The following is a 24,424-nucleotide window of genomic DNA, read 5'->3' as shown; positions in this document are numbered from 1 at the left end:
CTCACCCCCTCAGCAACCCCATCATCCGGTAGCTCATGTCCATGAACATCACCTTGGGGTTGGCGTTGTGCTCAATGTGGGTGTGGGCGGCCTCCAGTTCGCGGCGGATGCCTTCGGCGTTGCGCTCGTTGAGCAGCCGGCTGAAGTTGTTCACGAACTCCAGCTCCTGGCCCGCCACGCGCACCAGGGCCGGCGCCTGCATCCATTGCAGCGTGCATTGGCGCATGATGAACAGGCCGTAGCGCATCAGGGCCTTCTGCCATTCGCGGCCGAACTTGGCGAAGCCCTCGCCCAGGTCGACAGCCACTGGCACCTCCCGCTTGTAACATGCCCGCAGCCAGTCGCGGAAGAAGACGAAGTGCTCCTCTTCGCCCTTGCCGGCCATCTCCATGGCCTCCAACAAGTCCCCCTCGCTGCGGGCTGCGATGGCCTTCGCCTCCTCCGCCCCGAGCTCCGCGAACCGCTCGCGCAGGGCTTCTGCCAGCTCATCAGGGGGCAGGGTCGGCACCTTCACGAGCTGTGCCCGGCTGAGGATGGTGGCCAGCAGCTGCTCCGGGTCCGAGGCGACGAGCAGGAAGACGGTGTTGGGCTCAGGCTCCTCCAGCACCTTCAGCAGCTTGTTCGCCGCAGGGGGATCCATGAGCTCCGGCATCCAGATGAGCATGACCTTGTGGCCGCCGCGGAAGCTCTTCAGGCTCAGCTTGCGCTGGATCTCCTGGGCGATGTCCACCCCCATGCGCAGCTGCTTGTTCTCGCTCTCGAGCCCTTCGCGCCAGCGCTCGATGTCGAGGTAGGGCTCCGTCAGCACCGCCGCGCGCCAGTCCGCCACGAAGGGCTCGCAGGCCTTCACCTTCTCCGTGAAGAAGATGGGGAAGGCCAGGTGCAGGTCCGGGTGCTCCAGCTTGGCCGTCTGCAGGCAGGCCTGGCATAGTCCGCAGGCATCGGCCGCACCGCGCGCCTCGCAGAGCAGGTATTGCGCATAAGCGATGGCCATGGGCAGGTTGCCGCTGCCCCGCGGGCCCACGAAGAGCTGGGCATGGGGCACTCGGCCTTCGCGGATGTTGCCGATCAGCTTCGCCTTCAGCGCCGCATGGCCGATGACCTGTGAGAAGAGCACGGAGCAAAGCTAGGCGCGCGCCGAATGCCTCGTGTCGGACTGGAAGGCCGGAGCGCCGCTCGGTGAACGGCACCTGCGGGATACTTTCGCGGCCATGTTGACGATGGACTCCTACTCTTTCGCAGGCAAGAGGGCGCTGGTGCGCGTTGACCTCAATGTTCCCCAGGATGCCAATGGCACCGTGACGGACGACACCCGCGCCCGCGCCATCGTGCCCACCGTGAACAAGATCCTCAACGACGGCGGAAGCGCCATCCTCATGAGCCACCTGGGCCGCCCCAAGGGCAAGGTGAACCCGGCCATGAGCCTGAGGCCCGTGGCCGAGCACCTCAGCGGGCTGCTCGGCAAGGCCGTTCTCTTCGCCACCGATTGCGTGGGCCCCGATGCCAAGGCCAAAGCAGCAGCGCTGAAGCCCGGCGAGGTGCTGGTGCTGGAGAACCTGCGCTTCCACCCCGAGGAGGAGGGCGGCGACGAGGCCTTCAGCAAGGCGCTGAGCGAGCTCGGTGACGTGTACGTGAACGATGCCTTCGGAACGGCACACCGCGCCCATGCCAGCACCACCATCGTGGCCAGGTTCTTCCCCACGGCCAAGCTCTTCGGCTACCTCATGCAGGCCGAGATCGACAGCGTGGGCAAAGTGCTTGGCAACCCCCAACGCCCCATGACCGCCATCGTGGGCGGCAGCAAGGTGAGCAGCAAGATCGAGGTGCTGCAGAACCTCATCGGCAAGTGCGACGAGCTCATCATCGGCGGCGGCATGGCGAACACCTTCGTGAAGGCCATGGGCGGCCAGACCGGCGCCAGCCTGGTGGAGGACGACCTGCTCGAGACCGCGCGCGGCATCATCAAGGAGGCCGATGCCAAGGGCGTGAAACTGCACATCCCGACCGACGCCGTGGTGGCCGACGCCTTCGCCGAGACGGCCAATACAGACCAGTGCGCCGCCGACGCCGTGCCAGACGGCTGGATGGCCCTGGACATCGGCCCCAAGAGCGTGGACGCCTTCCGCGCCGCCATCCTGCGCAGCAGGACACTGCTGTGGAACGGCCCCATGGGCGTGTTCGAGATGAAGCCCTTCCAGCAAGGCACCGTGGCCATCGCACAAGCGGTCGCCGAAGCCACCGGCAAGGGCGCATTCTCGCTCGTGGGCGGCGGTGACAGCGTGGCCGCGGTGAACCAATTCGGCCTCGCCGAGAGGATCAGCTACGTGAGCACCGGCGGCGGCGCCATGCTCGAGTACCTGGAGGGCAAGGTGCTGCCGGGAATCGCGGCGGTTCAGGGGTGACATGCCCGACCTTCGTGCGGTGCGCGACAGGCGGCCTTGCCGCTGATTCCGCCCGCGCCGCCGAGGCCTGATGGCACCCATCACCAATACGGGAACCGGCCGAGCGCTCTGGCTCCTGTTCGGGGTGGCGCTGGTGCTGCGCGCCGCTTTCGTGCTGCACCACGCGCAGCTGGGCTGGCAGCTCCGGTTCGACCCCGGCTACTACCTCGCGCTCGCGGAGAGCCTCGGCCACGGCACATACTCGCTCTTCCACCCGCGCCATATCCCCGATACCACCCGCATGCCGGGCTACCCGGCGCTCATCCACCTGCTGGGTGGCTCCATCCCGGCGGTCCTCGGTGTGCAGGTGCTGGTCTCCGCTTCCAAGGTGCTGCTCGTCCATCGCTTGGCCGGTCTCCTCCGGTTCCCGAACCGGGCCGCGCTGGCGGCAGCCGGGCTCATGGCGGTGGAGCCCGTGGATATCCTGCTGGCGGGCAGCGTGCTCACGGAGGCCTGTTTCACCGCAGCGCTCCTTGCAGGAGTGGTGGTCCTGGCCGGCACACCGTCCCTTCGCCACGCGGCGGTCGCGGGGGCGCTCTTCGCGCTGGCCGCCTGGTTCCGCCCCACAGGGCTACCGCTCGCGGCCTGTGCCGCCGCGGCAGGGCTGCTCTTGTGGCGAAGGCCTGTGTCCGCCATGGCCGTCTTCATGGGCACCGCCATCCTCCTGGTGCTGCCCTGGATGGTCCGCAATCAGCGGGAGACCGGTCGATTCATCCTTTCCGACAGCGGGCCGGTGGCTGCGGCCTATTTCCACGTGCCGCAGGTGCTCGACGCCGCCCATGACCCGCAGGCCACCGCCTACCGCAGCACGCTGGATGCCCGGGCATCCAGCACCGATTGGGAGGACGCCACGGCCGTCACGGGCTACTTCACGGCCCTGCGCGGCGACCTGCGGATCACCTTCGCGGCACATCCTTGGGCGTGGCTCCGGGTGCAGGCGCGCGAATCGGCATTCATCCTGCTCGCGCCCGGAAGGGGCCATATCCAGACCTTCTTCGGAGACGGCAGCGGATCGGCCTTGCTGCAGGCGGTCTCCGCCATCTACTCTGGCCTGGTGGCCCTGGCGCTCGGCCTGGGCTGCTGGCTGTGGATCATCCGCCGCCCCCCGGCAGGCTTGTTGGCGGTAACGGCTATCGCGCTCGCTGTGCTGTTCCTTGGCGGCATCTCCACCACCGACGCCCGGTTCAAGAATCCGGCCATGCCGTTCCTGCTGCTGGGCGTGGCGTGGATGGCAGAGGCATGGCTCGCACCGCTCATGGAGGCGCTGCTTCGGGGACAGGCCGCACGACCCGCGCCCAAGCCGCGCCGCAGCCGCCGAATGAGCGCTCAGGGCACGGGGTCGGATGGCACCCCGCCCGCTTCCTCGCGAATCTGCTCCACCGCCCACTGCACCCACTTGGCCTGGCCGACGGCCGGCACCAGCACAGGGGCAAAGGCTTGCAAGGGAGAATGGAGCGCAGAGCCTTCGCGCACCGCGGCGGGAGGCATGGCGCCATCGGAATAACCCAGCACCAGGTTCAGCAGCACACTAAGGGTGAATGCCGAGCGCACCGTGGCGAACAGCGCTCCCGAGATGCGGTTGGGCAGGCCCAACTCCACGAGGTCGACAGCCGAGGTGATCAGGCGGGCGAGCAGATGCACCCCCACCAGCACCGCAGCGAAGGTGACCAGGAAGCCGAGCGCGGGCTGATTGGCCCCGATGCCGACCGCCGAAGCGACCTCTGCGCTGTACCGTGCCGCCGCCCAGAGGCCTGCCACCAGGGCCAGCAGCGAGGCCAATTCCACGATGAAGCCACGCCTGAAGCCCCTCCAAGCCGCAAACGCCAAGAGGAGGAGAATGCCCAGGTCCAATCCATTCATGGGCCGTGAAGGTGATGAAATCGCGGAGGACGAACTTCGCGCCCCGACCCCCCTCCTCCATGGACCTTGCATTCGAGAAACGATGGCGTGACTTGGTGGCTTCGCTCTCCAAACGCTTCGACGCGGGGACGATGGACCTGAATGCCCTCCTCTTCCTCATCGGCGTGCAGGAACTCGGCCAGGGAGCGCGTGAGTTCAAGAAGGACGAGAAGGTGAACCTCATGCACATCGCGATCTGCGTGGTGCTGATGCCCTACGGGTACTACCGCGAACTGGGCCGCGATGCCGATGGGTGGCCGCACTTCGAACGTGTGAGGGAACTGCCGCCGCTGGGCCCCGAGGAGCAGGAGCGGCTGATGAAGGAGGCCGTACTGGCCTATTTCGAAGCGGCGTGAGGCGCGCGGCTACTCAGCGGGAAGGATGATCACCGTCTCCTCGTTGTCCTTCTCCTCCTCGATCTTGATGATGCCTTCGCCCACGAGCGTGTCGTAGGTGCAGAGGATGTCGAGCACCGCGAATCCGCTCTGGCCCTTCTTGTAGAATTCCGAATAGTCGAACTCCGCGCGGCCGCTGCCATCGGTGTTCCTCTCCTTGTTGAGCCGGTTGGGGTCACCCAACGGATACGCGGGGTCCGCATAGAGCTTCACCAAGGCATCGGGCACCACGGTGCCATCCTCCTTCTTCACGGTGATGATGGCCTTGGTGGGCTTGTCCTTGTTGCAGGCCGGGAGCAAGAGCGCGGCCACGACCAGCACCATGGCGCTGGCAAGAGCGCTACGGAGAAGGGATGAGGTCATTGGGGTACTTTTGGGCCTTCTGTCCAAGGCGTTGCGGATGTCAAATGTAAGCGAGGGCCGTCACGCACGGCAAAAGCGAGGGTGGGCTGTGGCCCTGTTCGCCGCCCTGGCCCTGCAATCCATGACGCACGCGCAGCCCACGGCGGCGCCCACCCGCCCGCTCGTAGAGATACGCACGGACTTGGGCCCCATCGTCGTGGCCCTGTTCAACGAAACGCCCACCCACCGCGACAATTTCCTGCGCCTGGCAAGGGCCGGGGCCTACGACAGCCTCTTGTTCCACCGGGTCATCCCGGGCTTCATGGTGCAGGGGGGCGACCCCGATAGCAGGCGTGCTGCACCTGGCGCGGCACTCGGCCAAGGCGGTCCTGGATACACGCTGCCAGCGGAGATCGTTCCTGGGCTGATTCACCGCCAGGGGGCATTGGCAGCGGCCCGGCTGGCGGATGATGTGAATCCCGATCGGCGCAGCAGCGGCAGCCAGTTCTACATCGTACAGGGGAAGGCGTGGCAGGGCCCTGAACTGGAGCGCCTCAACGCACGAAAGGGCGCGGAGGCCATTCCCTACAGCGAGGAGGAGAGGCGTATCTACGCCACCCAGGGCGGGGCGCCCCACCTGGACGGTGCCTATACCGTCTTCGGTGAAGTGGTGGAGGGGCTGGAAACGGTGGATGCCATCGCCAAGACGGCCTGCGATGCCCGCGACCGGCCGCTTCAGGATATACGGATGTTCATGCGCATACTCGAATGAGCCTCGCCGAACGCATCAACCAGCTGGAAGCCGAACTGGCCAAGGCCGAAGCCCGCACCGCCGATGAGCTGGAACGGTTCCGTGTGGCCATGCTGGGCCGCAACGGCGCCATAACCGAACTGTTCGAGTCGTTCAAGCAGGTTGCGGCAGAGGAGAAGCGCGTGCTGGGTCAGCGCATGAACCAGCTCAAGCAACGGGCGCAAGCACGGTTGGAGGAGCTGAAAGCGGGGCTCGGTGCGCATACGGCCGAAGAGCGCGCTGCATTCGACACCTCCGCCCCGGCCCTCACCGGGCCGACAGGCGCCCTGCACCCCATTACGATCATCCGCCAGCGCATCGTGGATGCATTCGCGCGCATCGGCTTCACCGTGAGCCAGGGCCCCGAGGTGGAGGATGACCACCACAATTTCAGTGCGCTCAATTTCCCGCCCGACCATCCGGCGCGCGACATGCAGGACACCTTTTTCGTGGACGGGCCGGGCGGACGGGCGCTGCGGACGCATACGAGCAGCGTTCAGGTGCGCGTGATGGAGGGCAGCAAACCGCCCATCCGCACCATCTCCCCTGGGCGGGTCTATCGCAACGAGGCCATCAGCGCCCGCGCGCACTGCATGTTCCACCAGGTGGAGGCGCTCTACGTGGACGAGGGCGTCAGCTTCGCCGAGCTGAAGGGGACCTTGGACTACTTCGCCAAGAGCATGTTCGGTCCAGAAGTCGCCATCCGGCTGCGTCCGAGCTACTTCCCCTTCACAGAACCGAGCGCCGAGGTGGACATGAGCTGCACCCTTTGCGGCGGCACCGGATGCGGCGTGTGCAAGCACAGTGGCTGGGTGGAGATCATGGGCTGCGGCATGGTGGACCCCGCCGTGCTGGCCAACTGCGGCATCGACCCGGACAGGTACAGCGGCTTCGCGCTGGGCATGGGCGTGGAGCGCATCGCGCAGCTCATCTACCGGGTTCCGGATCTCCGCCTGTACTGGGAGAACGATGTCCGCTTCCTGGACCGGTTCAGCGCCGATTCCCTGCGCGGCTGACAGCGCCAATGGACTTCCTGAAGCCGCATGAGCGAGCAACCCACCACCGGCTCGCACAGCGCTGAGGCTGTGCGAACGGGCATCCTCATCATCGGCGGGGGGCCGGGCGGAGCGTCCGCCGCCCTCCGGCTTTCGGCCCTCGGAGTGCCGGCCCTGCTGCTTGACAAAGCCGTGTTCCCGCGCGACAAGGTTTGCGGCGACGCCCTCAGTGGCAAGGTGATGCGGAGCCTCGAGCGGCTCGATATGGGACTGGCCGAGCAGGTGAAGCGCGATGCGCTCGCCATGCCCAGCTGGGGAGTGGTCTTCGTAGCTCCGAGCGGCCGGTCGCTCCGCGTGCCGTTCTCCCGGACCACCGGCCTTGGCGAGGCCCCTGGCGCCATCCTTCCCAGGCTGCGGTTCGACGATCTCCTCTTCCGGCGGGCGAAGGGCTCCGCCGGGGTATCGATAGCGGAGGGCGAAGCCGCCACCGGATTCGAGCGGACGCCGACCGGATGGCGGGTCATCACCTCGCGCGGACGGCTGGTGGAGGCCGAGCTGATCATCGACGCAGCGGGCGCGAACTCCGCCTTCGCCAGGCATGTGGCCAAGCTTCCCATGGACCCGCGCCACCATGCGGCAGGCGTAAGGGCCTACTGCTCGGGAGTGACCGGGCTCGACCCGCAAGGATTCATCGAGCTCATTTTCCTCAAGGACCTGCTGCCGGGCTACCTGTGGGTGTTCCCGCTCCCCGGTGGCCGCGCCAACGTGGGGCTAGGTCTGCGAAGCGATGTGGCAGCGCGCCGCAAGGCGGACCTGAAGGCCATGCTCAGGAAGCTGCTCACCGAGCATCCGCAGCTGCGACATCGCTTCGTCGCTGCGCAGATCGAAGGCGCCATCCAGGGCATGGGGCTTCCTTTGGCCAGCAAGCGCCTTGCCCTTAGCGGCGACGGATACCTCCTGGTGGGCGATGCCGGCCACCTCATCGACCCGTTCACGGGCGAGGGCATCAGCCATGCCATGATCAGCGGTGTGCATGCCGCAGAGGTGGCCGCCAAGGCGATTCGCTCCGGCGATGCTTCCGCGGGACGGCTGAAGGAGCATGATGAACGCGTTTGGCGACGGCTGGGAAAGGAGCTCGCCATCAGCACCCGGCTCCAGCAGCTGGCGGACAAGCCCTGGCTGTTCGACTTCGTGGTGGACCGCGCGAATCGCAACCCGGCGCTGGCCGATACCATCAGCAGCATGTTCACCGACCTGGACCTGCGCGAGCGCCTGAAGAGGCCGGGTTTCTACATGGACCTGGTGCTGGGGCGTCGATTGCCCCGCTGAGCCAGCAGCCGCCCGGTCACCGCACACGGCGCGCCACCACGAACCAATCCCACGGATAGGGCTCACGCATCCATCGCGGCGGCGCCGCGAACTCGGTGGTCCACGGATACTCGAGCTTCTGCATCCGTTCAATGCGCATGCCCTGTTCATCCAGCAGGACCTCGATCTCCTCCTTCAGGTAGTGCTTGGTGGCCACCTTGTCGATCTCCACCAGGCCGAGCTCCAGTGCGCCTCCGCGCCTGGCGGCTTGCTGTTCCAGCTCACCGGGCTCCGTGCCGAGCCGCATTTCCCACTGTACCTGCCTGAACGCAGCGAGCAACGCCGACCCCAGCGCCGGGACCACCAGCACGAAGTGACCGCCGCGCCTCACGCTCTTGCACGTGTTGCTGATGATGCCCATCCGCGTGCGCAGGTCGCCATTGAGCCAGGTATTGATGCAGAGCACCACATGGGCCTGAGGGAAGCCCTTGCGTGTTGCGCTCAGGTCGGCCTGCACATACCTGATGTTCCCGAGCTCCGGATGCGCATCGCGTGCGATGTCCAGGCACCTGGTGGATATATCCACCGCATAGACCCGGCCGAACAGGGTGGATAGCAACGGCAGCGTCCGCCCCACCCCGCAACCCAGGTCGGCAGCGATGCGGTCCGGACCGGCCAGTTCCTCCAAGGCCTCCCGGATGACGCCGCGGCGATCGTTGGCCGGCACATTGAAGATCTCCTGCTCAAAGCGGTCTGCCACCCGGTCCCAATCGTGCTCGTTCATGCGTCAGCGTAAGGGCCGCCGCGATCGCGCCGAAGGATCTGCGTTCAATGAGGGTGGGCGATGCGTGACGGCGATATGTTCGTAAACCGCAAGGTATCCGATCACGCGCATTTCCTCCTTCCTGCGGAAGCACGGCTATCCACGATCCTTGGTTGACGTCACGCTGGGCCGGGCTCAGCTTCAGCATGTTGGCCATGCCCTGCTCAGCGATGGGCATACTGGCCACGTTCACCACGAGCTCGCCCTTCTGCACGAACCGGTTGCTGCGGAGGAGGTGCTTGATGTCGGCGATGCGACGGTGGGTGGCGACGGGCGTTCTGCGCAATGGGCGAAACCGGCGTTTACTACCTTCAATCCGCCCAAGCGCTCCATCGCATGAAGCCCGGCGCAGCAATCCTGTCCATCGGCCTGGCCCTTCAGGTCTCGGCTCAACCCATGTTCGGCATCCAATGGAGCCGCACGTTCGGCGGCAGCCTCTCGGACCAGGCCCGCGGTGCATGCGTGGTCCCCGGCGGCTTCGCGCTGGCGGGCACCTCCAACTCGAACGATGGGTTGGTGCTGGGCGGTCATGGCCTGCAGGACGCATGGGTGCTCGGTCTGAGCGATGACGGGGCGGTGGTCTGGCAACGACTCATCGGGGGCTCCGGCAACGATCGCGGCTGCGCCATCATGGCGATGCCCGATGGCGGTTGCGTGATCGCCGGGGAAACGCAGTCGAATGATGGGGATGTGTCCGGGCACCATGGCATGGCCGATTTCCTGGTCGCCAGGCTCGATTCCCTAGGATCCATCGTTTGGCTCCGCGCGCTAGGCGGCTCGGGAAGCGACGTGGCGAATGCCGTTTCCATGGCGGCCAATGGCGATGTGCTCGTGGCCGGCAGCACGCGCTCTGTTGATGGTGATGTGAGCGGGCTTCATGGCGACGGCACCACCAGCGACATGTGGGTGGCGCGCCTATCGGCCGATGGCCAACTGCTCTGGCAGGCCGCGGTAGGCGGCTCGCTCACCGATGTCGCATGGGCGCTATGCGCCATGCCCGATGGAGGCATGCTGGTGGTGGGTGAATCCGACTCGCAAGATGGCGACGTGGTAGGCGCTCACGGCCTGAAGGACGCCTGTGCCTGCCGATTGGGGCCCACAGGCGAGCTGCTGTGGTGCCGGGCGCTGGGTGGCTCCTTGGACGACATGGCGTACGGGGCCTTCGCCACGCCCGATGGCGGAGCGGTCCTGGTGGGCGAGTCCCGCTCGGGTGACGGGGATGTGTTCGGCGGCCATGGGGCCTATGATGCATGGGTGCTGCGGCTGAGCCACTCGGGGGGCGTGATGTGGCAGCGCATGCTCGGCGGTAGCCAGAACGACCGGTTCAATGCGATTGCCGGCCTGTCCGGAGGCCGCTACCTGCTGGCCGGAAGCACATACTCCCTGAATGGGAATGTGACTGGTCAGCACGGCTCGGAGGATTGTTGGCTGGTGCTGGTCGATGCGGGCGGCGGCCTCTTGTGGGAGCGGTGCTTCGGGGGAACGCAGGTCGAACGCGCATTCGCGGTCTCGAGCGACCCTTTGGGCGGGACCTTGTTCGCGGGCTATACCACCTCCTCCAACGGTGATGTGGAGCAGAACGCAGGCTTGTCAGACACCTGGGCGGTGCGCCTCGATGACTTCACGCAGATGGCGGAGACCAGGAAGGATTCGTTCGGAGTCAGGCCGAATCCGGCGAGGGGCGAGGCGTTCATCATGCTGCCGCATAACGGTCCGGCCGAATGCCGTATCAGCGACACGAGGGGCAGGATAGCGGGTGAGTTCCTGTTGCAGGGGCCGGAAGACCGCCTGTCTGTTGAGCAGCTCGCTCCGGGGGCTTATGTGGTGCGGGTCAGCACGGGCACATCGGCCTATGGGCAGCTTCTGATCATTGAATGAAGCCGCTCTAGGCCGGGCTCAGCTTGAGCATGTTGGCCATGCCCTGATCGGCGATGGGCATGCTGGCCACGTTCACCACGAGCTCGCCCTTCTGCACGAACCGCTTGCTGCGAAGGATGTGCTTGATGTCGGCGATGGTATGGTCCGTGCTCACCGTCTTGTCGTAGTAGTGGGCGCGCACGCCCCAGACCAGGTTGAGCATGTTGAGGATGCGGCGGTTGCTGGTGAAGGCGAAGATGTGCGCCTTGGGCCGCATGCTGCTGATCTTGAAGGCCGTGTAGCCGCTGTGCGTCATGGTCACTATCGCCTTGATGTCGATGGCGGCCGCCATGCGCACCGCGGCCATGCAGATGGTGTCCGTGACCATGCGGTCGTTGTCCTGCAGGTCGGGCTGCTCCACATTGAACATGGAGTCGCTGCTCTCCATCTCCATGAGGATGCGGTTCATCGCCCGCACCACCTCCACCGGGAACTTGCCCACGCTCGTCTCGGCGCTCAGCATGACGGCATCGGCGTGGTCGAGCACGGCGTTGGCCACGTCATTGACCTCGGCACGCGTGGGGGTGATGGAGGTGATCATGCTCTCCATCATCTGCGTGGCCACAATGACGGGCCTGTGCTGGGCCAGGCACCGCTTGATGATATCCTTCTGCACCAGCGGCACCTTCTCCATGGGTATCTCCACGCCCAGGTCGCCGCGCGCCACCATCAGGGCATCGGCCTCCCGGATGATCTCGTCGATTTCCCGGAGCGCCTCGGGCTTCTCGATCTTGGCAATCACGCGCGCATGCTTCTCCCGCTGCTGGATGATACCCTTGAGCTCGATGATGTCCCGAGCGCTCCGCACGAAGCTCAGGCCGATCCAATCCACCTCATGATCAAGCGCGAAATCCAGGTCAGCGCGATCCTTCTCGGTGAGGCAGGGGAGGCTTACGCGCGTGTTGGGCAGATTGATGCCCTTGTTCGCGCTGAGCATCCCGCCATGGATCACGCGCGTGGTGACTTCCGTACGGCCATCGGTGCCCACCACCTCAAGGCGGAGCTTGCCGTCGTCGAGCAGCACCAGCTCGCCCTTCTTCACATCCTGCGGGAACTGCTTGTACACCGTGCTCACCAGCCCCGGCCGGCCCGCAACTGGATCGGTGGTGATGGTGAGCAGCGCGCCGTCCTTCAGCTCGATCGGGCCGCTCTCCATGGCGCCCACGCGGAGCTTGGGGCCCTGCAGATCGGCCAGGATGGCGGTGGTCATGCCCAGCTCATCGTTGAGCGAGCGGATGTTGGCGATCAGCTCGGCGTAGAAGTCGTAGGATCCATGGCTGAAGTTGAGCCGGCACACGTCCATGCCGTTCAGCATCATCTCTCGCAGCACCTCGCGGGAGCTGCTGGCGGGGCCGATGGTGGCCACGATCTTGGTCTTGGGCTCTGTCATTGGGGCTTCAAAGCAACAACTTGTGCCCCATCCGCAGTTCATTCATCGGCAGGGCGAATGCGGTAAGCACGAACTCGGCGCCGCGGATGCGCCCGAGGAGTCCGTCCTGGGCTTCGGCGACTTCCGGATCGACCACCAGGAAGAAATCGGCAGACCGCTGCGAGGGGATGAGCCGGCGCTTGCCGCAGGTGTTGCTCACAAGCGACCAGCGCACCTCGGACTCCTCGTCCCGCTGATCGAACACCGTGTAGTGCAGCTCCTTGCCCCGGGCGTGCTCCACGATGTCGGAGCGGCGGCGCTCGAGTTCGAGGCCTAAGGCACGGTTCAGCGACCAGCAGAGACGGTAATCCGGCACATGGCAGCTGATGCCGAAAACCACGGCATCCGGCAGCGCAGCGGCATCATCGAGCCTGTGCTTGGGCATGCGGAGCGCCCGTTCGCGGGGCAGGCCAAAGGTATCCCTCGGCCGGGGCGCTGGCTCAGCGGGCCGGGCGGCGCGAAGCCCCGTGCGCACCCGGGTGGGCCTCGGCTCCGGCACCCGCCGGTCGCCGGGAGCGCATGCCTCGGAAAGCGCTCTGCGCAGCATCCTGCTCAGCGCTCTTCTTGCTGGCGCCGCGCCCCGTGCCCTTCACCTCGCCATTGATGCGTACCTCGGCGACATAGTGCTTCCCACGGCCGCCGCCCTCCTCACGCACCACGAACTCCACCTTCCGGCGGCGCTTCTGGCCCCACTCGAGCAACCGGCTCTTGCCATCGCGGTCCTCCTTCTCGATCTCCTTCAGGTCGAAGTGATCCTTGATCAGGCGCACCACCACCTTGCGTGTGCGCTCGAACCCCTTGTCGAGGAACAGGGCTCCGATCAGTGCCTCAAGCGCATTCCCTGGCACCGAGGACTCGTGGGCGCGCACCACCGTGGTCTCGATCACCCGCTCGATGCCGATGCGCTTGGCGAGCTGGTTGAGCTGGGCGCGGCTCACCAGCTTGCTGCGCATACGTGTGAGGAAGCCCTCGCCCCGGTCCGGATAGGTCGTGAATAGCAGGTTGCCGATGATGGCATCGAGCACGGCATCGCCGAGGAACTCCAGGCGTTCGTTGTCGGGCAGGTCCGGGCGCTCCTCGGAAACGGCGCTCACATGGCGCAGCGCCTGCCGGTAGAGAGGCAGGTCCCCTGGCGTCAGGCCCAGCGTCTGGCGGCACCAAGCCCTCACCCGACGCTCCTCGGGGTTGCGCGCTCGGCTGAAAAGGCTCTTGATCAAGGGGACCTACCGGTACTTGCGGAAGATCACCGAGGTGTTGTGCCCGCCGAAGCCGAAGGTGTTGCTCAGCGCTGCATTCACCGTGCGCCGCTGCGCCTGGTTGAAGGTGAAGTTCAGCTGCGGGTCGATCTCGGGATCGTCCGTGAAGTGGTTGATGGTGGGCGGCACGATGTCGCTGTGGACGGCCATGATGGCGGCCACGCCCTCGATGGCGCCTGCCCCGCCCAGCAGATGGCCGGTCATGCTCTTGGTGGCGCTGATGTTCAGCTTGTAGCTGTGCTCCCCGAATAGGCGCTGGATGGCCTTCACCTCCTGCGGGTCCCCGATGGGCGTGCTGGTGCCGTGCGTGTTGATGTAGTCGATCTCCTCCGGCTGCATTCCGGCATCGCGCAGCGCATGCTTCATGCACAGCTCTGCGCCGAGGCCCTCGGGGTGCGGGGCGGTGATGTGATAGGCATCGCTGCTCATGCCGCCGCCCACCACCTCGCAATAAATGCGTGCGCCGCGGGCCAAGGCGTGCTCCAGGTCCTCGAGCACGATGGCGGCTCCGCCCTCTCCCAGCACGAATCCGTCACGGTCCTTATCGTAGGGCCGCGATGCGGTGGCCGGGTCGTCATTGCGCGTGCTCATGGCGTGCAAGGCATTGAAGCCCCCCACACCGGCCTCGTAGATCGCCGCCTCGCTGCCACCGGTCACCGCGGCCACGCAGGTGCCGAGGCGGATGTAGTTGTAGGCATCGATCATCGAGTTGTTGCTCGAGGCGCAGGCGCTCACGGTCACATAGCTGGGGCCCCGCAGCGTGTGTCGCATGCTGATGAGCCCTGCCGCGCTATCGGCAATCATCTTGGGGATGAAGAAGGGGTTGAAGCGCGGGGTTCCATCGCCCTTGCCGTACCCGATGCACTCATCCTGGAAGGTCTTCAGCCCGCCGATCCCGCTGCCCCAGATCACGCCCACCATGTCGCGGTCCACGCCGCTCTCCAGCAAGCCGCTGTCCTTCAGGGCCTCGTCCGAACACACCAGCGCATACTGCGCGAAGGGGTCCATCTTCCGGGCCTCCTTGCGGTCAAGGAAGTCCTCCGGATTGAAGCCCTTCACCTCGCAGGCGAACTGGGTCTTGAACTTGCTGGCGTCGAACCGGGTGATGGGCGCGGCTCCGCTACGGCCGCTCACCAGGCCCTCCCAGTATGCCTTGAGGGTGTTCCCGAGGGGAGTGAGCGCGCCCAGACCGGTGACGACCACACGCCTGAGCTGCATGCGCAGGGATTACTTCGCGTTCTTCTCCACGTACTCCACAGCCTGACCCACGGTCTGGATCTTTTCGGCCTGGTCGTCGGGGATGGCGATGTTGAACTCCTTCTCGAACTCCATGATGAGCTCGACGGTATCGAGGCTGTCAGCGCCAAGGTCGTTGGTGAAGCTCGCTTCCATGGTGACTTCGCCCTGGTCCACGCCAAGCTTGTCCACGATGATCGCGATGACCCTTGACTTGATGTCCGACATGTCCGTTCGTTTTTGTGATGAGGCCCCAAAGGAAAGACATTTTCACATGCGCAAGCCCCGGCGCCTGCCGGCCTACTTATGCACCGCGAACGCCTGATCGGAGGGGACTCGCGTGCGCTTGACCGACCGAGCGGCCTGGACGGAAAGCCTTGGTTATCAGCGGGAAAGTCCCAACTTCCGCTTGGTGCCGCACGACGGCGGTCTCCGGGGCTTGGGGGCCGCTCCTTGATGGCCTGCACAGCACATGGCATCCGGCTTGCGCCGAAGGTCGCACCTTCGCGCCATGGTACGCATCGCCATCCTGGCCTCCGGCTCAGGGTCGAATGCCCAACAGCTCATGGAGCGCTTCGCCGGCCATCCAGCCGCCTTGGTGGCGCTCGTGGGCAGCGACCAGCCCAAGGCCGGGGTGCTGCAGCGAGCCTGGGGTTTCGGCGTGCCCTCCTACCTCTTCAGCGGCCAGCAGCTCCGCGATGGAACCGTTCTGCGCGAGCTGCAAGGGCAGCGCATCGATCTGGTGGTGCTGGCCGGATTCATGCGGCTCATCCCGGCGGAGGTGGTGCATGCGTTTCCCGACCGCATCGTGAACATCCATCCGGCATTGCTGCCCCGGTTCGGTGGCAAAGGAATGTACGGGCACCATGTGCACGAGGCGGTGATCGCCGCCAAAGAGCGCGAGAGCGGCATCACCATCCACTTGGTGAATGAGCGCTATGACGAAGGGCGCGTCCTCTTCCAGGCGCGGTGCCCAGTGCTTCAGGAGGACACGCCCGCGTCGCTGGCCGAACGGATCCACGCGCTGGAGCATGAGCACTATCCGCGCGTGCTGGAGTCCCTGATCGCCCCCTGAACCATGTTCGACCTCGCCCAGATCGGCAAAGCCTTCCTGATCCTTTTCGCGGTGATCGACATCGTGGGCGGGATTCCGCTCATCCTTCAGGTGCGCCAGAAAGCCGGTAAGATCTACCCGGCCAGGGCCACGCTGGTGAGCATGGCCATCATGATCACCTTCCTTTACCTGGGCGAGACGATCCTCAAGGTGGTGGGCATCGATGTGCGGAGCTTCGCCGTGGCGGGGTCGCTGGTGCTCTTCTTCATCGCATTGGAGATGATCCTGGGCGTGCGCCTCTTCAAGGAGGACCTGAGCGCCCCTGGGCTCACGCCCGCCGAGGAGGACCAGATGGTCTTCAGCGTCGTGCCCCTGGCCTTCCCGGTGATCGCCGGGGCCGGCACCATCACCACGGTGCTGTCCCTGCGCGCCGAGTTCGACCGCCCCAACATCCTGGTGGCCATCATCCTCAACATGGTTCCCGTGGTGCTGGTGCTGCTGCTCACCAACCGCATCGAGCGGCTGCTGGGGCGGGTGGGGCTCATCGTCATCAAGAAAGCCTTCGGCATCATCCTGCTGGCGATCGCGGTGAAGCTCTTTGCCGGGAACATAACCTACCTGTTCCCCCGGGCATGAGCGTGACCCTTTACTCTGACGGCGCGGCCAGCGGCAATCCCGGTCCGGGCGGCTATGGCGTGGTGCTGGAGAGCGGCCGGCACCGCAAGGAACTGTGGGGCGGCTACCGAATGACCACCAACAACCGCATGGAGCTGCTGGCGGTGATCGTGGGCCTGGAGGCGCTGAAGCATCCAGGCACGGAGGTAGTGGTGGTGAGCGATAGCAAGTACGTGGTGGACGCCGTGGAGAAAGGCTGGGTGTTCGACTGGGAGCGCAAGGGCTTTGCGAAGAAGAAGAACCCCGACCTGTGGCAGCGCTTCCTGAAGGCGTACCGCAGGCACAAGGTCCGCTTCCATTGGATACGCGGCCACAACGGCCATCCTCAGAACGAGCTGTGCGACCGGCTAGCCGTTGCCGCACGCGAGCAGCCCGGGAGCCTGCTGGCAGTGGACGAAGCGTATGAGAAGGGCGATGCCGCCCTCTTCGGTGAATAGAGGACCTTCGGGCCTGCTATCTTCGCCGGCCTCCGCCATGGCCAAGCTCTTCGCCTGCATCACCGGCGCCGCTGACGAAGTTGTGCTGGAACGCTCCACGCCCCACTCACCCTGGACGTTGCAGGGTGCGTCAGGCGCCGATGTGGTGCGCATCGGGCCGGCGCAGTTCAGCGTGGTGATCGACGGGCGCAGTCACCGCGTGCTGGTGCTGAAGGAGGACCGCGAGAACCGCACCGTTCGGCTCAGGATCGGCAGCCGAACGTGTACCGTGAGGCTCGAGGAAGAACAGGATCGGTTGATGCAGACCCTTGGGCTGGATAAGGCAGCGCGCAAGGCCGGCGACCTGAAAGCCCCCATGCCCGGCCTCGTGCTCAATGTGCTGGTTAAGCCGGGCGACACTGTGAAGAAGAATGATCCGGTGCTGGTGCTGGAAGCCATGAAGATGGAGAACGTGATCAAGGCCCCAGGGGACGGGGTTGTGAAGGCGGTTGCTGCCGAGAAGGGCAGGCCTGTGGAAAAGGGCCAGCTGCTCATTGCCTTCGGCTGAGGCCATTGCTGCGGAATCGGGCTGGGTTCGGCGGTACTTTACGCCCGTCAAACCGACCGATCCATGAACCGCAAGCAATTCCTCCTGCGCTCCTTTCAGGCAACCGCTGGTGCATTCGTGGCGGGCCCCGCCTTGCTGCAGGCCAGCTCCTGCGCTGCTTCACACGGAGCGGGTAGCGGGGCGGCCGCGCCGGTTGCAGCTCCGCTTTCCTTCTCACAGACCCCCCTTCCCTATCCCTATGCTGCGCTGGAGCCTTACATCGATGCGCAGACGATGGAAATCCACTACTCCAAGCATCACGCCGCCTATGTGAAGAATGTGAACGAGGCCATCGCAGCAGAAGGCATCACAGCTGCTGATGAGGCGGCCTTCTTCGCCGGCATCTCCAAGCTCAGCGCCAAGGCGCGGAACAATGGCGGGGGCGCGTGGAACCATAGCCTCTTCTGGCAGGTGATGGGGCCGGGGGCGCCCGGCGGTCCGGCCGGTAAGGTCCTCGATGCGCTCAGCGCCGGATTCGGCTCGTTCGAGAAGTTCAAGGAGCTGTTCACCGACGCCGCCATGAAGCGCTTCGGCAGCGGCTGGGCCTGGCTGGTGGAGAAGGAAGGCAAACTGTCCATCGGCTCCACGCCAAACCAGGACAACCCCCTCATGGACCTGAGCGAACTGAAGGGCCGGCCCCTGCTGGCCCTGGATGTTTGGGAGCACGCCTACTACCTGAAGTACCAGAACAAGCGGAACGAGTACGTCGCGAACTGGTGGAACGTGGTGAACTGGGACGAGGTGGCGAAGCGGATGCCTTGATCAGCCCTCCACCAGCTCGATGTCGAAGTCCACGAGGTCCACGAACTGCTGGATGCGGGCGTCGATGTCCTCGCGGGTGATCTCCACGAGCCGCTCAATGCCGAACTTCTCGCATGTGAAGCTGGCCAGCGCGCTGCCCACGATGATCGCACGCTTCAGGTTGTCGAAGCTGTGGTCCTGGGTGCGGGCCAGGTAGCCGATGAATCCGCCGGCGAAGGTGTCGCCCGCTCCGGTGGGGTCCACCACGTCCTCAAGCGGCAGCGCCGGTGCGAAGAAGACACGGTCCTCGCTGAACAGCAGCGCGCCATGCTCGCCCTTCTTCACCACCAGGTACCTCGGGCCCATGGCCAGTATCCGCTGGGCGGCCTTAACCAGGCTGTGCTCGCCGCTCAGCTGCCGGGCTTCGGCATCATTGATGGCCAGGATATCCACACGGCCGATCACCTCCTTCAGCTTCGGCATGGCGCTGTCCATCCAGAAATTCATGGTGTCCATCACCACCAGCGCCGGGCGATCCGCCATCTGGTCGAGTACCTTGGCCTGTACGCCAGGGTCCAGGTTGCCCAGCATCACGTATGGGGCCTTGGTGTATGCCTCGGGAAGGGTGGGGTCCAGATCCAGCAGGACGTTCAGGCGCGTCTCCAGCGTATCGCGCGTGTTCATGTCATAGTGGTAGCGCCCGGCCCAGAAGAAGCTCTCCTTTCCCTTCAGGACCTCCAGACCCTGCAGGTCCACTCCGCGGTCCTTGAGCTGCTGCATCACCTCCCCTGGGAAATCATCGCCCACCACGCTGACCAGGCCCATCTTATCCAGGAAGACCGAGGCGGCCAGGGAGATATAGGTGGCCGCTCCGCCCACAGTCTTCTCGGCCACGCCGAACGGGGTCTCGATGCGGTCGAATGCGACAGTACCTACGGTGATCAGCTGCATTTGGAGGGGGTTGGTGCGTTCCGGGTGGGCGGCGCTTGCGGCGCCGTGCGATGCAAAACGAAGAAAGCCGCGCTAGCGGCTCTCTTGCTGGGCTCCCCGGGCTGGACTTGAACCAGCGACCCCATGATTAACAGTCATGTGCTCTAACCAGCTGAGCTACCAGGGAAGATCCCTTCTTCAAAGGGAGCGCAAAGGTAACACGGACCGGGACATGGGACAAACTCCACATGCCCGAACGCCCCTTGGAGTCCCTCCAGAAGCCGGACAGCCCGACTAGTCGTGAAAGGGCCGTGCAGCGCCCCCTGTGCCCTATGGCAACGATGCCTCCGGCACCTCCGCCGCATCGAAGATGAACCTGTATCCTGGTTGACCGGTACGGCCACCGACCTCTTCGGGCGAACCGGTCCTGATTCCGACGCGGGTGGAGTCGGCGCCGAGGGAGGCGAGGTGGCGCATGACGGCTTCCTGCCGGGTCCGCTCCAGTTGCCGCTGACGCTCGCCTAGGGCCTCGGGTCCGATGAGGATGGCGCACCGCTGCTGCAATGGCTTCCCTGCGGTGGCCGGCACGGCTTCCTCCACGAATCGGAGGAACAGCGTGTCCGCATTCGCCAACGCGGCGGCGCGCGCGCTATCTGAAGGCGTAACCACCTGGCTGCCAAATAGGTATTGGCACTTGGCCGCATGCAGGGCAAGCTCCTCGGCCTCCGTCCTTGCATCCACCAAGGGCACCAGGTCGACGCGCAGATCGGGCTTGGCCTTGAGTACCCGTGCCAACTGCCGAAGGGATTTGAGGGCCCGCTCGTCGGGTGCGGCCTGCATTGGCTCGAGCCGCAGGCCCTCCAATTCCTTCTCCTCCATTCCATCGAATGCCCTAACGAGCAGGCGAGCAGGCGCGGTTACCGCCCGCACCACCAGGTTCTTCACCACCTGCCAAACCAAGGGCCATGGCTTGAAAGCGGGGTCATTCAAATCGCCGCTCACCGGCACATCGAAGGCAATCGCTCCTTTCACATCCTTCAGCAGCCCGGCAGCCAGCCGTAGCGGCAGGATGTGGATGTCGGGCGCGTGGTCCTCAATCTTCTTACCGAAACGCAATCCCTCTATCCGGATGCTGTTCCGGGAGTCGATCCGACCATCGCGGATTGCGGTGGAGGTATGATAAGCCAGTACTCCCTCCTGCACGGGATGAGCCGCATACCAACGCCCGTAGGAATCGAACCCCGTGAGCAGCAGCCCGTCGATACCAAGATCGAGCCGCACGTTGCGCAGGTCGGATGGGTCGAACGCAGCGGCGCCCGTCAACGCTCCGGATCCGTTCAGGCTCGCCGATACCGCAATCCGACCGGTATCCTGCTCCGTGGTGATGCGGTCCGATGCCAGATTGAGCCCGGTGATTGCATACCGGAACGGTCGCCTGGGCGCATAGTCCTCGAAGTGCACGGCACAATCGGTGATGCGGATGCTGCGGGCGGAATAGGCGCTGGCCACGAACTGCTGGCCCAGGTACCTGATGTAGTCGGCCAGCATCACGAAGACGTTGCTTGCCGATACGGAAACCGCCCCTCCCGCATCTACGGAGTCCGTGCGGAGCTTGAGCAGCCGGGTCCAGTTGTCGCTCCCGTCGTTGAGCATCGTGAACCAGGCCTCTGTGCGGTCCAGCAGCACCTCCCCGACCTCAAGCCGCCGCTCCGCTGCGATAAGGGTATCCAGCCGTGCCCGGAGCTGTCCCACCTGAAGCAGGCGCTGGCCATCCGGATCGCTCAGTTCCAGGCCGCGCAGGTCCATGGAGGCCCCGAGGGCGAATCCTGTGGTGTTCAGGTAGTTGTCATCAACCCTCACATCCAGGTCCAGCTCACCGGTCAATCCGCCGCACCGCATGAATTCCTCCAGGTAAGGCCGGAGCTGTGCGAGGCGGAAGTCGCGCAGGCGCGCATCAACGCCATAGGACCCGGCTTGGGTATTGATCGTGAACCCGCCATCAGCGCGGCCGCCGCCCGCAATGGAGAATCCGACGAGGAAGTCCATGGTCGCCTGGCCGGAGGAGATTTCCGTGCATGCCACGCGGAGGTCCTGCACCGCAATCGGCGCTGGCAGCACATCGCTCTGGTACGCGATTGCTCCGTCGCTGAGCAGCATGTCCACCACGGAGAAGGCGGCCTCGGACGGCTCTCTTGACCGCACATCGACGGAGTCGTCCCCGCCAAGCTCCAGTAGGTCGCTGAAGTTGAACCGGTTTCCATGCTGCACGATCCGCGCATAGGGAGCTTCGAGCCGCGCCTCCTTGAACCCCCATCGGCCTGTGCGGAGGCCTGCTATTACATCTGCCTTCATGCTCAACCGGTCGAACCGGACGAATACCGTATCGGTACCGGGCTCGGTGCAGGTGAACCGATCAACCGCATACACCCCAGAGAAGGGGTTGAGCACGATTCGGCCAATGCTCACCTTCCGACCGATCCACTCCTCACTGTGTGCCTCGATATAGCGCTTCAGCAGGTATGGGAATAGCCACGCAGCGGCCGCCAACGCCAGAAGGACAGCGCCCAGCCAGATGTGCCACTTCCTCATGAGCCATCCCACCGCACGCCGCGCCATTCATGCAAGTTATGGGAGAATGCGGAAGGGGGAGGCCGCACGGCCTCCCCCTTCCGCCTGATTGACGATTGCCCTTAGGCTGCGGCTGCCTCCTCCCGCTTGCCCGGGAGAAGCTGGAAGTTGCTCATCACCACCTCCGTGATGTAGCGCTTGGTACCGTCCTTGGCCTCGTAGCTGCGATGCACCAATCGGCCCTCGAGCATCACCGGCGAGCCTTTGCGAAGGAGGCGCTCCGCCATCTCCGCCGTCTGGCCCCAGGCCACCACGGTGTGCCACTGCGTATCGGTGACCCGCTCACCGCTGGCATTGCGGTAGCTGTCGTGGGTGGCCACGGAGAGCCGGGCTACTTTCCGCCCTTTCGCGATCTCGCGCACTTCGGGGTCGAAGCCGAGGTTGCCGACGAGGTGGACTTTGTTCTTCAGCGTGTTCATGGGATTGGGGTTTTAATTGTTTGACTTCTGCTTCGCCGACCGGTGCTGATTCCGACCGACGGTGCAAACCTTTTCGCAGCCCCCCTCCCAGATTCGGCCAGTCCCCGCTTGTATGCGATTGCAGCCGTTTGCTGTCGTTTGCTTTCATCTGGCGGGACCCCGTGCGCCATACATTCATGTTGCCTTGGGCCCAAGCAGCGGAATCATCCCAACCCGCGTCTTGGCGCTAGAGAGGCCTCCGGTTGCGTGAACTCAGCGAACGTGAACTGGTAAAGGGCTGCTTGGGGGGCGAACGCCGCTGCCAGGAAGCGCTTTACACACGGTACGCACGCCGCATGTATGCGGTGTGCTTGAGGTACGCACGTCATGAACTGGAGGCGCAGGACCTGATGCAAGAGGGCTTCATCCGCGTGTTTGAGAAGCTCAGGGACTTCCGCATGGAGGGTTCGCTGGAGGGCTGGGTCAGACGAATCATGGTGCATACCGCCATCAACCAGTATCGGCGCAAGAGCTTCCAGCAGGAGCGGTTCGGGCTTGAGCGCTTGCCGGAACACGCCGTTGAGGCCGATGCACTCGGACGGCTCGGGGAAGCGGAGTTGATGGCGATGGTAGCGGCCCTGCCGGATGGATACCGGATGGTGTTCAACCTGTTCGCCATTGAGGGTTATGACCACGCGGAGATCGCTGAGCTCCTCGGGTGCGGAGAGAGCACGTCCCGGAGCCAACTGGCCAAGGCCCGTCGCCTGCTCCAACTGAAGATCAACGCCAAATCCACACCGGTTCATGCGGGAGACGCATCCCATTGACGACCTTTTCCGGCATGCGCTGAGCTCGGCCTCCGTGGAACCGCCCGCGGAAATCGGCGATGCCGTGCTTGCGCATGTGCGCCGCAAGCGCCGCCGCGCTCCATTCTGGATTCTGCCCTCAATCCTGACAGCCGCGGTCGGCGCCAGCTTGCTGGTGGGCGCCATTCTGTTCCAGCGCGGGTCCATTGCGCCGACAGGGGTCAATCCCTCTGGTGCAGATGCCCGAAGCGATGCAGGTTCTGCGCACCGGTCTGCGCTGCAGCAGCCCGCCACCCCGGTGGGTGATGAATCCGGCAGGTTGCAGCCCTCGGGCCATCCGCCCATGGCCGACCGCTCGTCCGAAGGAGCAAGCGGTCGCCCCCCTGTGGAACCATACCCGGCAACCTCCCGCCTCTCTACGACCGCAGCCGCGCAGCGCGACCCTCCGGCTGTGCCGCCCATGGAGCATGCCTTGGTCGTTACCCGCGAGCCGGCATCGACCGAAGCCACCGTTCGGAACGGCGGCCCGCCCATGGAATACCTGAGCTTGCGGGAGGTCCGACCGGCTGCGCCGAATGCGCCCATGCCTACCCGGAGACAACCGGCGGATTACCACCGGGCACGCGGCCAGTGGTGGCTGGCCCCATCGTTGACGGTGCAGTGGTACAGGTACCACTGGCAAGGCCACCCGGAGCGGCTGGCCCGCGCATTGGAGGGGGAACAGCGCTGGCATAACGGTATAGCCTGGGGCCTATCCGCCGGGAGGACATGGCCGTCCGGCTTGCGCCTCGGTGCGGGGCTCGAGGTGGACCGGTCCGTCCAGAGGTATCGGCACACGGAACGCCGCCAGGTCGAAGAATCGGAGACCTATAGCAGTTGGGTCACGCTGAACACCGAAGTATTCTTCAGTGACATCGATACGGTGGTCACCTTCCAGACGAGTGAGCAGCAGATGGAGGCCCACGATATCCGCATCAGGATGCGCGTCCCGGTGGAGCTGGCATGGCATGCGCGGTTCCGCCGGTGGGTCGCTGGCCCTCGTGCCAGCATCGTTGCCGAGCACACGACCGTCCAATCGACCGCCAGCCTTTATCAGGACACGGAGGAGGATGCCATCCGTTCCGGGCAATTGAGCCAGGCCGCGCTCAGGATGCGGTACCCGTTGCAGGCCAGTGCGATGGTCGGCGCGGACCTCGGCTTCATGCTATCGGAACGATTCACGCTGATTGCTGCACCATCCTACAGCACTGCCCTGATCCGCGGGATGGCCTCCGGGCATGTCGTCGCTTTGCCCGAGCGCTTCTCGCTCCGGTTCCAGCTCTGCCACACCTTCTGAGC

General features: G+C 65.2%; 26 protein-coding genes and 1 tRNA gene. 14 read left to right on the top strand and 13 right to left on the bottom strand.

Annotation, left to right across the window (positions count from 1 at the left end; all coding sequences use genetic code 11):
• Position 1: 1 nt before the first annotated feature.
• Positions 2-1,117, bottom strand: a complete 1,116-nt coding sequence (locus QY325_12820) for a DNA polymerase III subunit delta' (protein ID WKZ65637.1) — start codon at positions 1,115-1,117, stop codon at positions 2-4.
• A gap of 94 nt (positions 1,118-1,211) precedes the next feature.
• Between QY325_12820 and QY325_12815 the strand changes: the two genes are divergently transcribed.
• Complete coding sequence (locus QY325_12815) at positions 1,212-2,402, top strand: phosphoglycerate kinase (protein WKZ65636.1); 1,191 nt, start codon at positions 1,212-1,214, stop codon at positions 2,400-2,402.
• A 1,365-nt stretch (positions 2,403-3,767) separates the two neighbouring features.
• Here QY325_12815 and QY325_12810 read toward each other — a convergent pair.
• Positions 3,768-4,301, bottom strand: a complete 534-nt coding sequence (locus tag QY325_12810; GenBank protein ID WKZ65635.1) for a CvpA family protein — start codon at positions 4,299-4,301, stop codon at positions 3,768-3,770.
• A 59-nt stretch (positions 4,302-4,360) separates the two neighbouring features.
• On the opposite strand from QY325_12810, the gene QY325_12805 reads away from it, so the two are divergent.
• Positions 4,361-4,696: a hypothetical protein gene (locus tag QY325_12805; protein WKZ65634.1), complete on the top strand. Its 336-nt coding sequence runs from the start codon at positions 4,361-4,363 to the stop codon at positions 4,694-4,696.
• Between the two features lie 9 nt (positions 4,697-4,705).
• Here the strand turns inward: QY325_12805 and QY325_12800 are convergent, their stop codons facing one another.
• Positions 4,706-5,098, bottom strand: coding sequence for a hypothetical protein (locus tag QY325_12800; protein ID WKZ65633.1), 393 nt, complete (start codon positions 5,096-5,098; stop codon positions 4,706-4,708).
• 88 nt (positions 5,099-5,186) lie between these two features.
• Between QY325_12800 and QY325_12795 the strand changes: the two genes are divergently transcribed.
• From QY325_12795 to QY325_12785, 3 genes are read left to right on the top strand one after another with little or no spacing between them, the layout of a single operon-like run.
• Positions 5,187-5,849 (top strand): peptidylprolyl isomerase, encoded by a 663-nt coding sequence (locus QY325_12795; protein ID WKZ65632.1) that lies wholly within the window; start codon positions 5,187-5,189, stop codon positions 5,847-5,849.
• Complete coding sequence (gene pheS, locus QY325_12790) at positions 5,846-6,883, top strand: phenylalanine--tRNA ligase subunit alpha (protein ID WKZ65631.1); 1,038 nt, start codon at positions 5,846-5,848, stop codon at positions 6,881-6,883. The genes QY325_12795 and pheS overlap by 4 nt, the downstream gene beginning before the upstream one ends.
• A 27-nt stretch (positions 6,884-6,910) precedes the next feature.
• Complete coding sequence (locus QY325_12785; protein WKZ65630.1) at positions 6,911-8,191, top strand: geranylgeranyl reductase family protein; 1,281 nt, start codon at positions 6,911-6,913, stop codon at positions 8,189-8,191.
• Between the two features lie 16 nt (positions 8,192-8,207).
• On the opposite strand, the gene QY325_12780 is transcribed toward QY325_12785, so the two are convergent.
• A complete protein-coding gene (locus QY325_12780; GenBank protein ID WKZ65629.1) occupies positions 8,208-8,954 on the bottom strand; it encodes a class I SAM-dependent methyltransferase in 747 nt (248 codons plus the stop codon).
• 148 nt (positions 8,955-9,102) lie between these two features.
• Between QY325_12780 and QY325_12775 the strand changes: the two genes are divergently transcribed.
• Entirely contained in the window at positions 9,103-9,333 is a 231-nt protein-coding gene (locus QY325_12775; protein ID WKZ65628.1) for a hypothetical protein, read from the top strand.
• The gene (locus tag QY325_12770) at positions 9,330-10,871 is read left to right on the top strand and encodes a hypothetical protein (GenBank protein WKZ65627.1); all 1,542 of its coding nucleotides are present in this window, start codon (positions 9,330-9,332) and stop codon (positions 10,869-10,871) included. The genes QY325_12775 and QY325_12770 overlap by 4 nt, the downstream gene beginning before the upstream one ends.
• 7 nt (positions 10,872-10,878) lie before the next feature.
• Here the strand turns inward: QY325_12770 and pyk are convergent, their stop codons facing one another.
• From pyk to QY325_12745, 5 genes are read right to left on the bottom strand one after another with little or no spacing between them, the layout of a single operon-like run.
• Entirely contained in the window at positions 10,879-12,300 is a 1,422-nt protein-coding gene (gene pyk / locus QY325_12765) for a pyruvate kinase (protein WKZ65626.1), read from the bottom strand.
• Positions 12,301-12,307: 7 nt separating this feature from the next.
• Positions 12,308-12,724: an IPExxxVDY family protein gene (locus QY325_12760; GenBank protein ID WKZ65625.1), complete on the bottom strand. Its 417-nt coding sequence runs from the start codon at positions 12,722-12,724 to the stop codon at positions 12,308-12,310.
• A 55-nt stretch (positions 12,725-12,779) separates the two neighbouring features.
• Positions 12,780-13,556: a ribonuclease III gene (gene rnc, locus QY325_12755; GenBank protein WKZ65624.1), complete on the bottom strand. Its 777-nt coding sequence runs from the start codon at positions 13,554-13,556 to the stop codon at positions 12,780-12,782.
• 6 nt (positions 13,557-13,562) lie between these two features.
• Entirely contained in the window at positions 13,563-14,813 is a 1,251-nt protein-coding gene (gene fabF, locus QY325_12750; GenBank protein ID WKZ65623.1) for a beta-ketoacyl-ACP synthase II, read from the bottom strand.
• Between the two features lie 9 nt (positions 14,814-14,822).
• Positions 14,823-15,059: an acyl carrier protein gene (locus tag QY325_12745; protein ID WKZ65622.1), complete on the bottom strand. Its 237-nt coding sequence runs from the start codon at positions 15,057-15,059 to the stop codon at positions 14,823-14,825.
• Between the two features lie 283 nt (positions 15,060-15,342).
• Between QY325_12745 and purN the strand changes: the two genes are divergently transcribed.
• From purN to QY325_12720, 5 genes are all read left to right on the top strand, one after another.
• The gene (purN, locus tag QY325_12740) at positions 15,343-15,906 is read left to right on the top strand and encodes a phosphoribosylglycinamide formyltransferase (GenBank protein ID WKZ65621.1); all 564 of its coding nucleotides are present in this window, start codon (positions 15,343-15,345) and stop codon (positions 15,904-15,906) included.
• Positions 15,907-15,909: 3 nt separating this feature from the next.
• Positions 15,910-16,521 (top strand): MarC family protein, encoded by a 612-nt coding sequence (locus tag QY325_12735; protein WKZ65620.1) that lies wholly within the window; start codon positions 15,910-15,912, stop codon positions 16,519-16,521.
• Positions 16,518-16,997: a ribonuclease HI gene (rnhA, locus tag QY325_12730; GenBank protein ID WKZ65619.1), complete on the top strand. Its 480-nt coding sequence runs from the start codon at positions 16,518-16,520 to the stop codon at positions 16,995-16,997. Before QY325_12735 ends, rnhA begins: the two co-directional genes overlap by 4 nt.
• Before the next feature lie 37 nt (positions 16,998-17,034).
• Complete coding sequence (locus tag QY325_12725; GenBank protein ID WKZ65618.1) at positions 17,035-17,544, top strand: biotin/lipoyl-containing protein; 510 nt, start codon at positions 17,035-17,037, stop codon at positions 17,542-17,544.
• 63 nt (positions 17,545-17,607) lie between these two features.
• Complete coding sequence (locus tag QY325_12720; protein WKZ65617.1) at positions 17,608-18,345, top strand: superoxide dismutase; 738 nt, start codon at positions 17,608-17,610, stop codon at positions 18,343-18,345.
• Here the strand turns inward: QY325_12720 and QY325_12715 are convergent, their stop codons facing one another.
• From QY325_12715 to ssb, 4 genes are all read right to left on the bottom strand, one after another.
• Positions 18,346-19,275: a PfkB family carbohydrate kinase gene (locus QY325_12715; GenBank protein ID WKZ65616.1), complete on the bottom strand. Its 930-nt coding sequence runs from the start codon at positions 19,273-19,275 to the stop codon at positions 18,346-18,348. It lies immediately after the preceding gene.
• A 92-nt stretch (positions 19,276-19,367) separates the two neighbouring features.
• Positions 19,368-19,441, bottom strand: a tRNA-Asn gene (locus tag QY325_12710).
• 143 nt (positions 19,442-19,584) lie between these two features.
• Positions 19,585-21,843, bottom strand: coding sequence for a DUF748 domain-containing protein (locus tag QY325_12705; protein ID WKZ65615.1), 2,259 nt, complete (start codon positions 21,841-21,843; stop codon positions 19,585-19,587).
• A 101-nt stretch (positions 21,844-21,944) separates the two neighbouring features.
• A complete protein-coding gene (gene ssb / locus QY325_12700) occupies positions 21,945-22,301 on the bottom strand; it encodes a single-stranded DNA-binding protein (GenBank protein WKZ65614.1) in 357 nt (118 codons plus the stop codon).
• A 281-nt stretch (positions 22,302-22,582) separates the two neighbouring features.
• Here ssb and QY325_12695 point away from each other — a divergent pair, with 281 nt between their 5' ends.
• Both QY325_12695 and QY325_12690 read left to right on the top strand, forming a co-directional pair.
• Positions 22,583-23,107, top strand: a complete 525-nt coding sequence (locus QY325_12695) for a sigma-70 family RNA polymerase sigma factor (GenBank protein WKZ65613.1) — start codon at positions 22,583-22,585, stop codon at positions 23,105-23,107.
• Between the two features lie 34 nt (positions 23,108-23,141).
• Entirely contained in the window at positions 23,142-24,422 is a 1,281-nt protein-coding gene (locus tag QY325_12690) for a hypothetical protein (protein WKZ65612.1), read from the top strand.
• Positions 24,423-24,424: the final 2 nt, after the last annotated feature.

Source organism: Flavobacteriales bacterium (assembly GCA_030584065.1).
GTDB lineage: Bacteria > Bacteroidota > Bacteroidia > Flavobacteriales_F > PHOS-HE28 > PHOS-HE28.
Note: the sequence above shows the minus strand (reverse complement) of the source record. Positions and strands in the feature narration are given on the sequence as shown.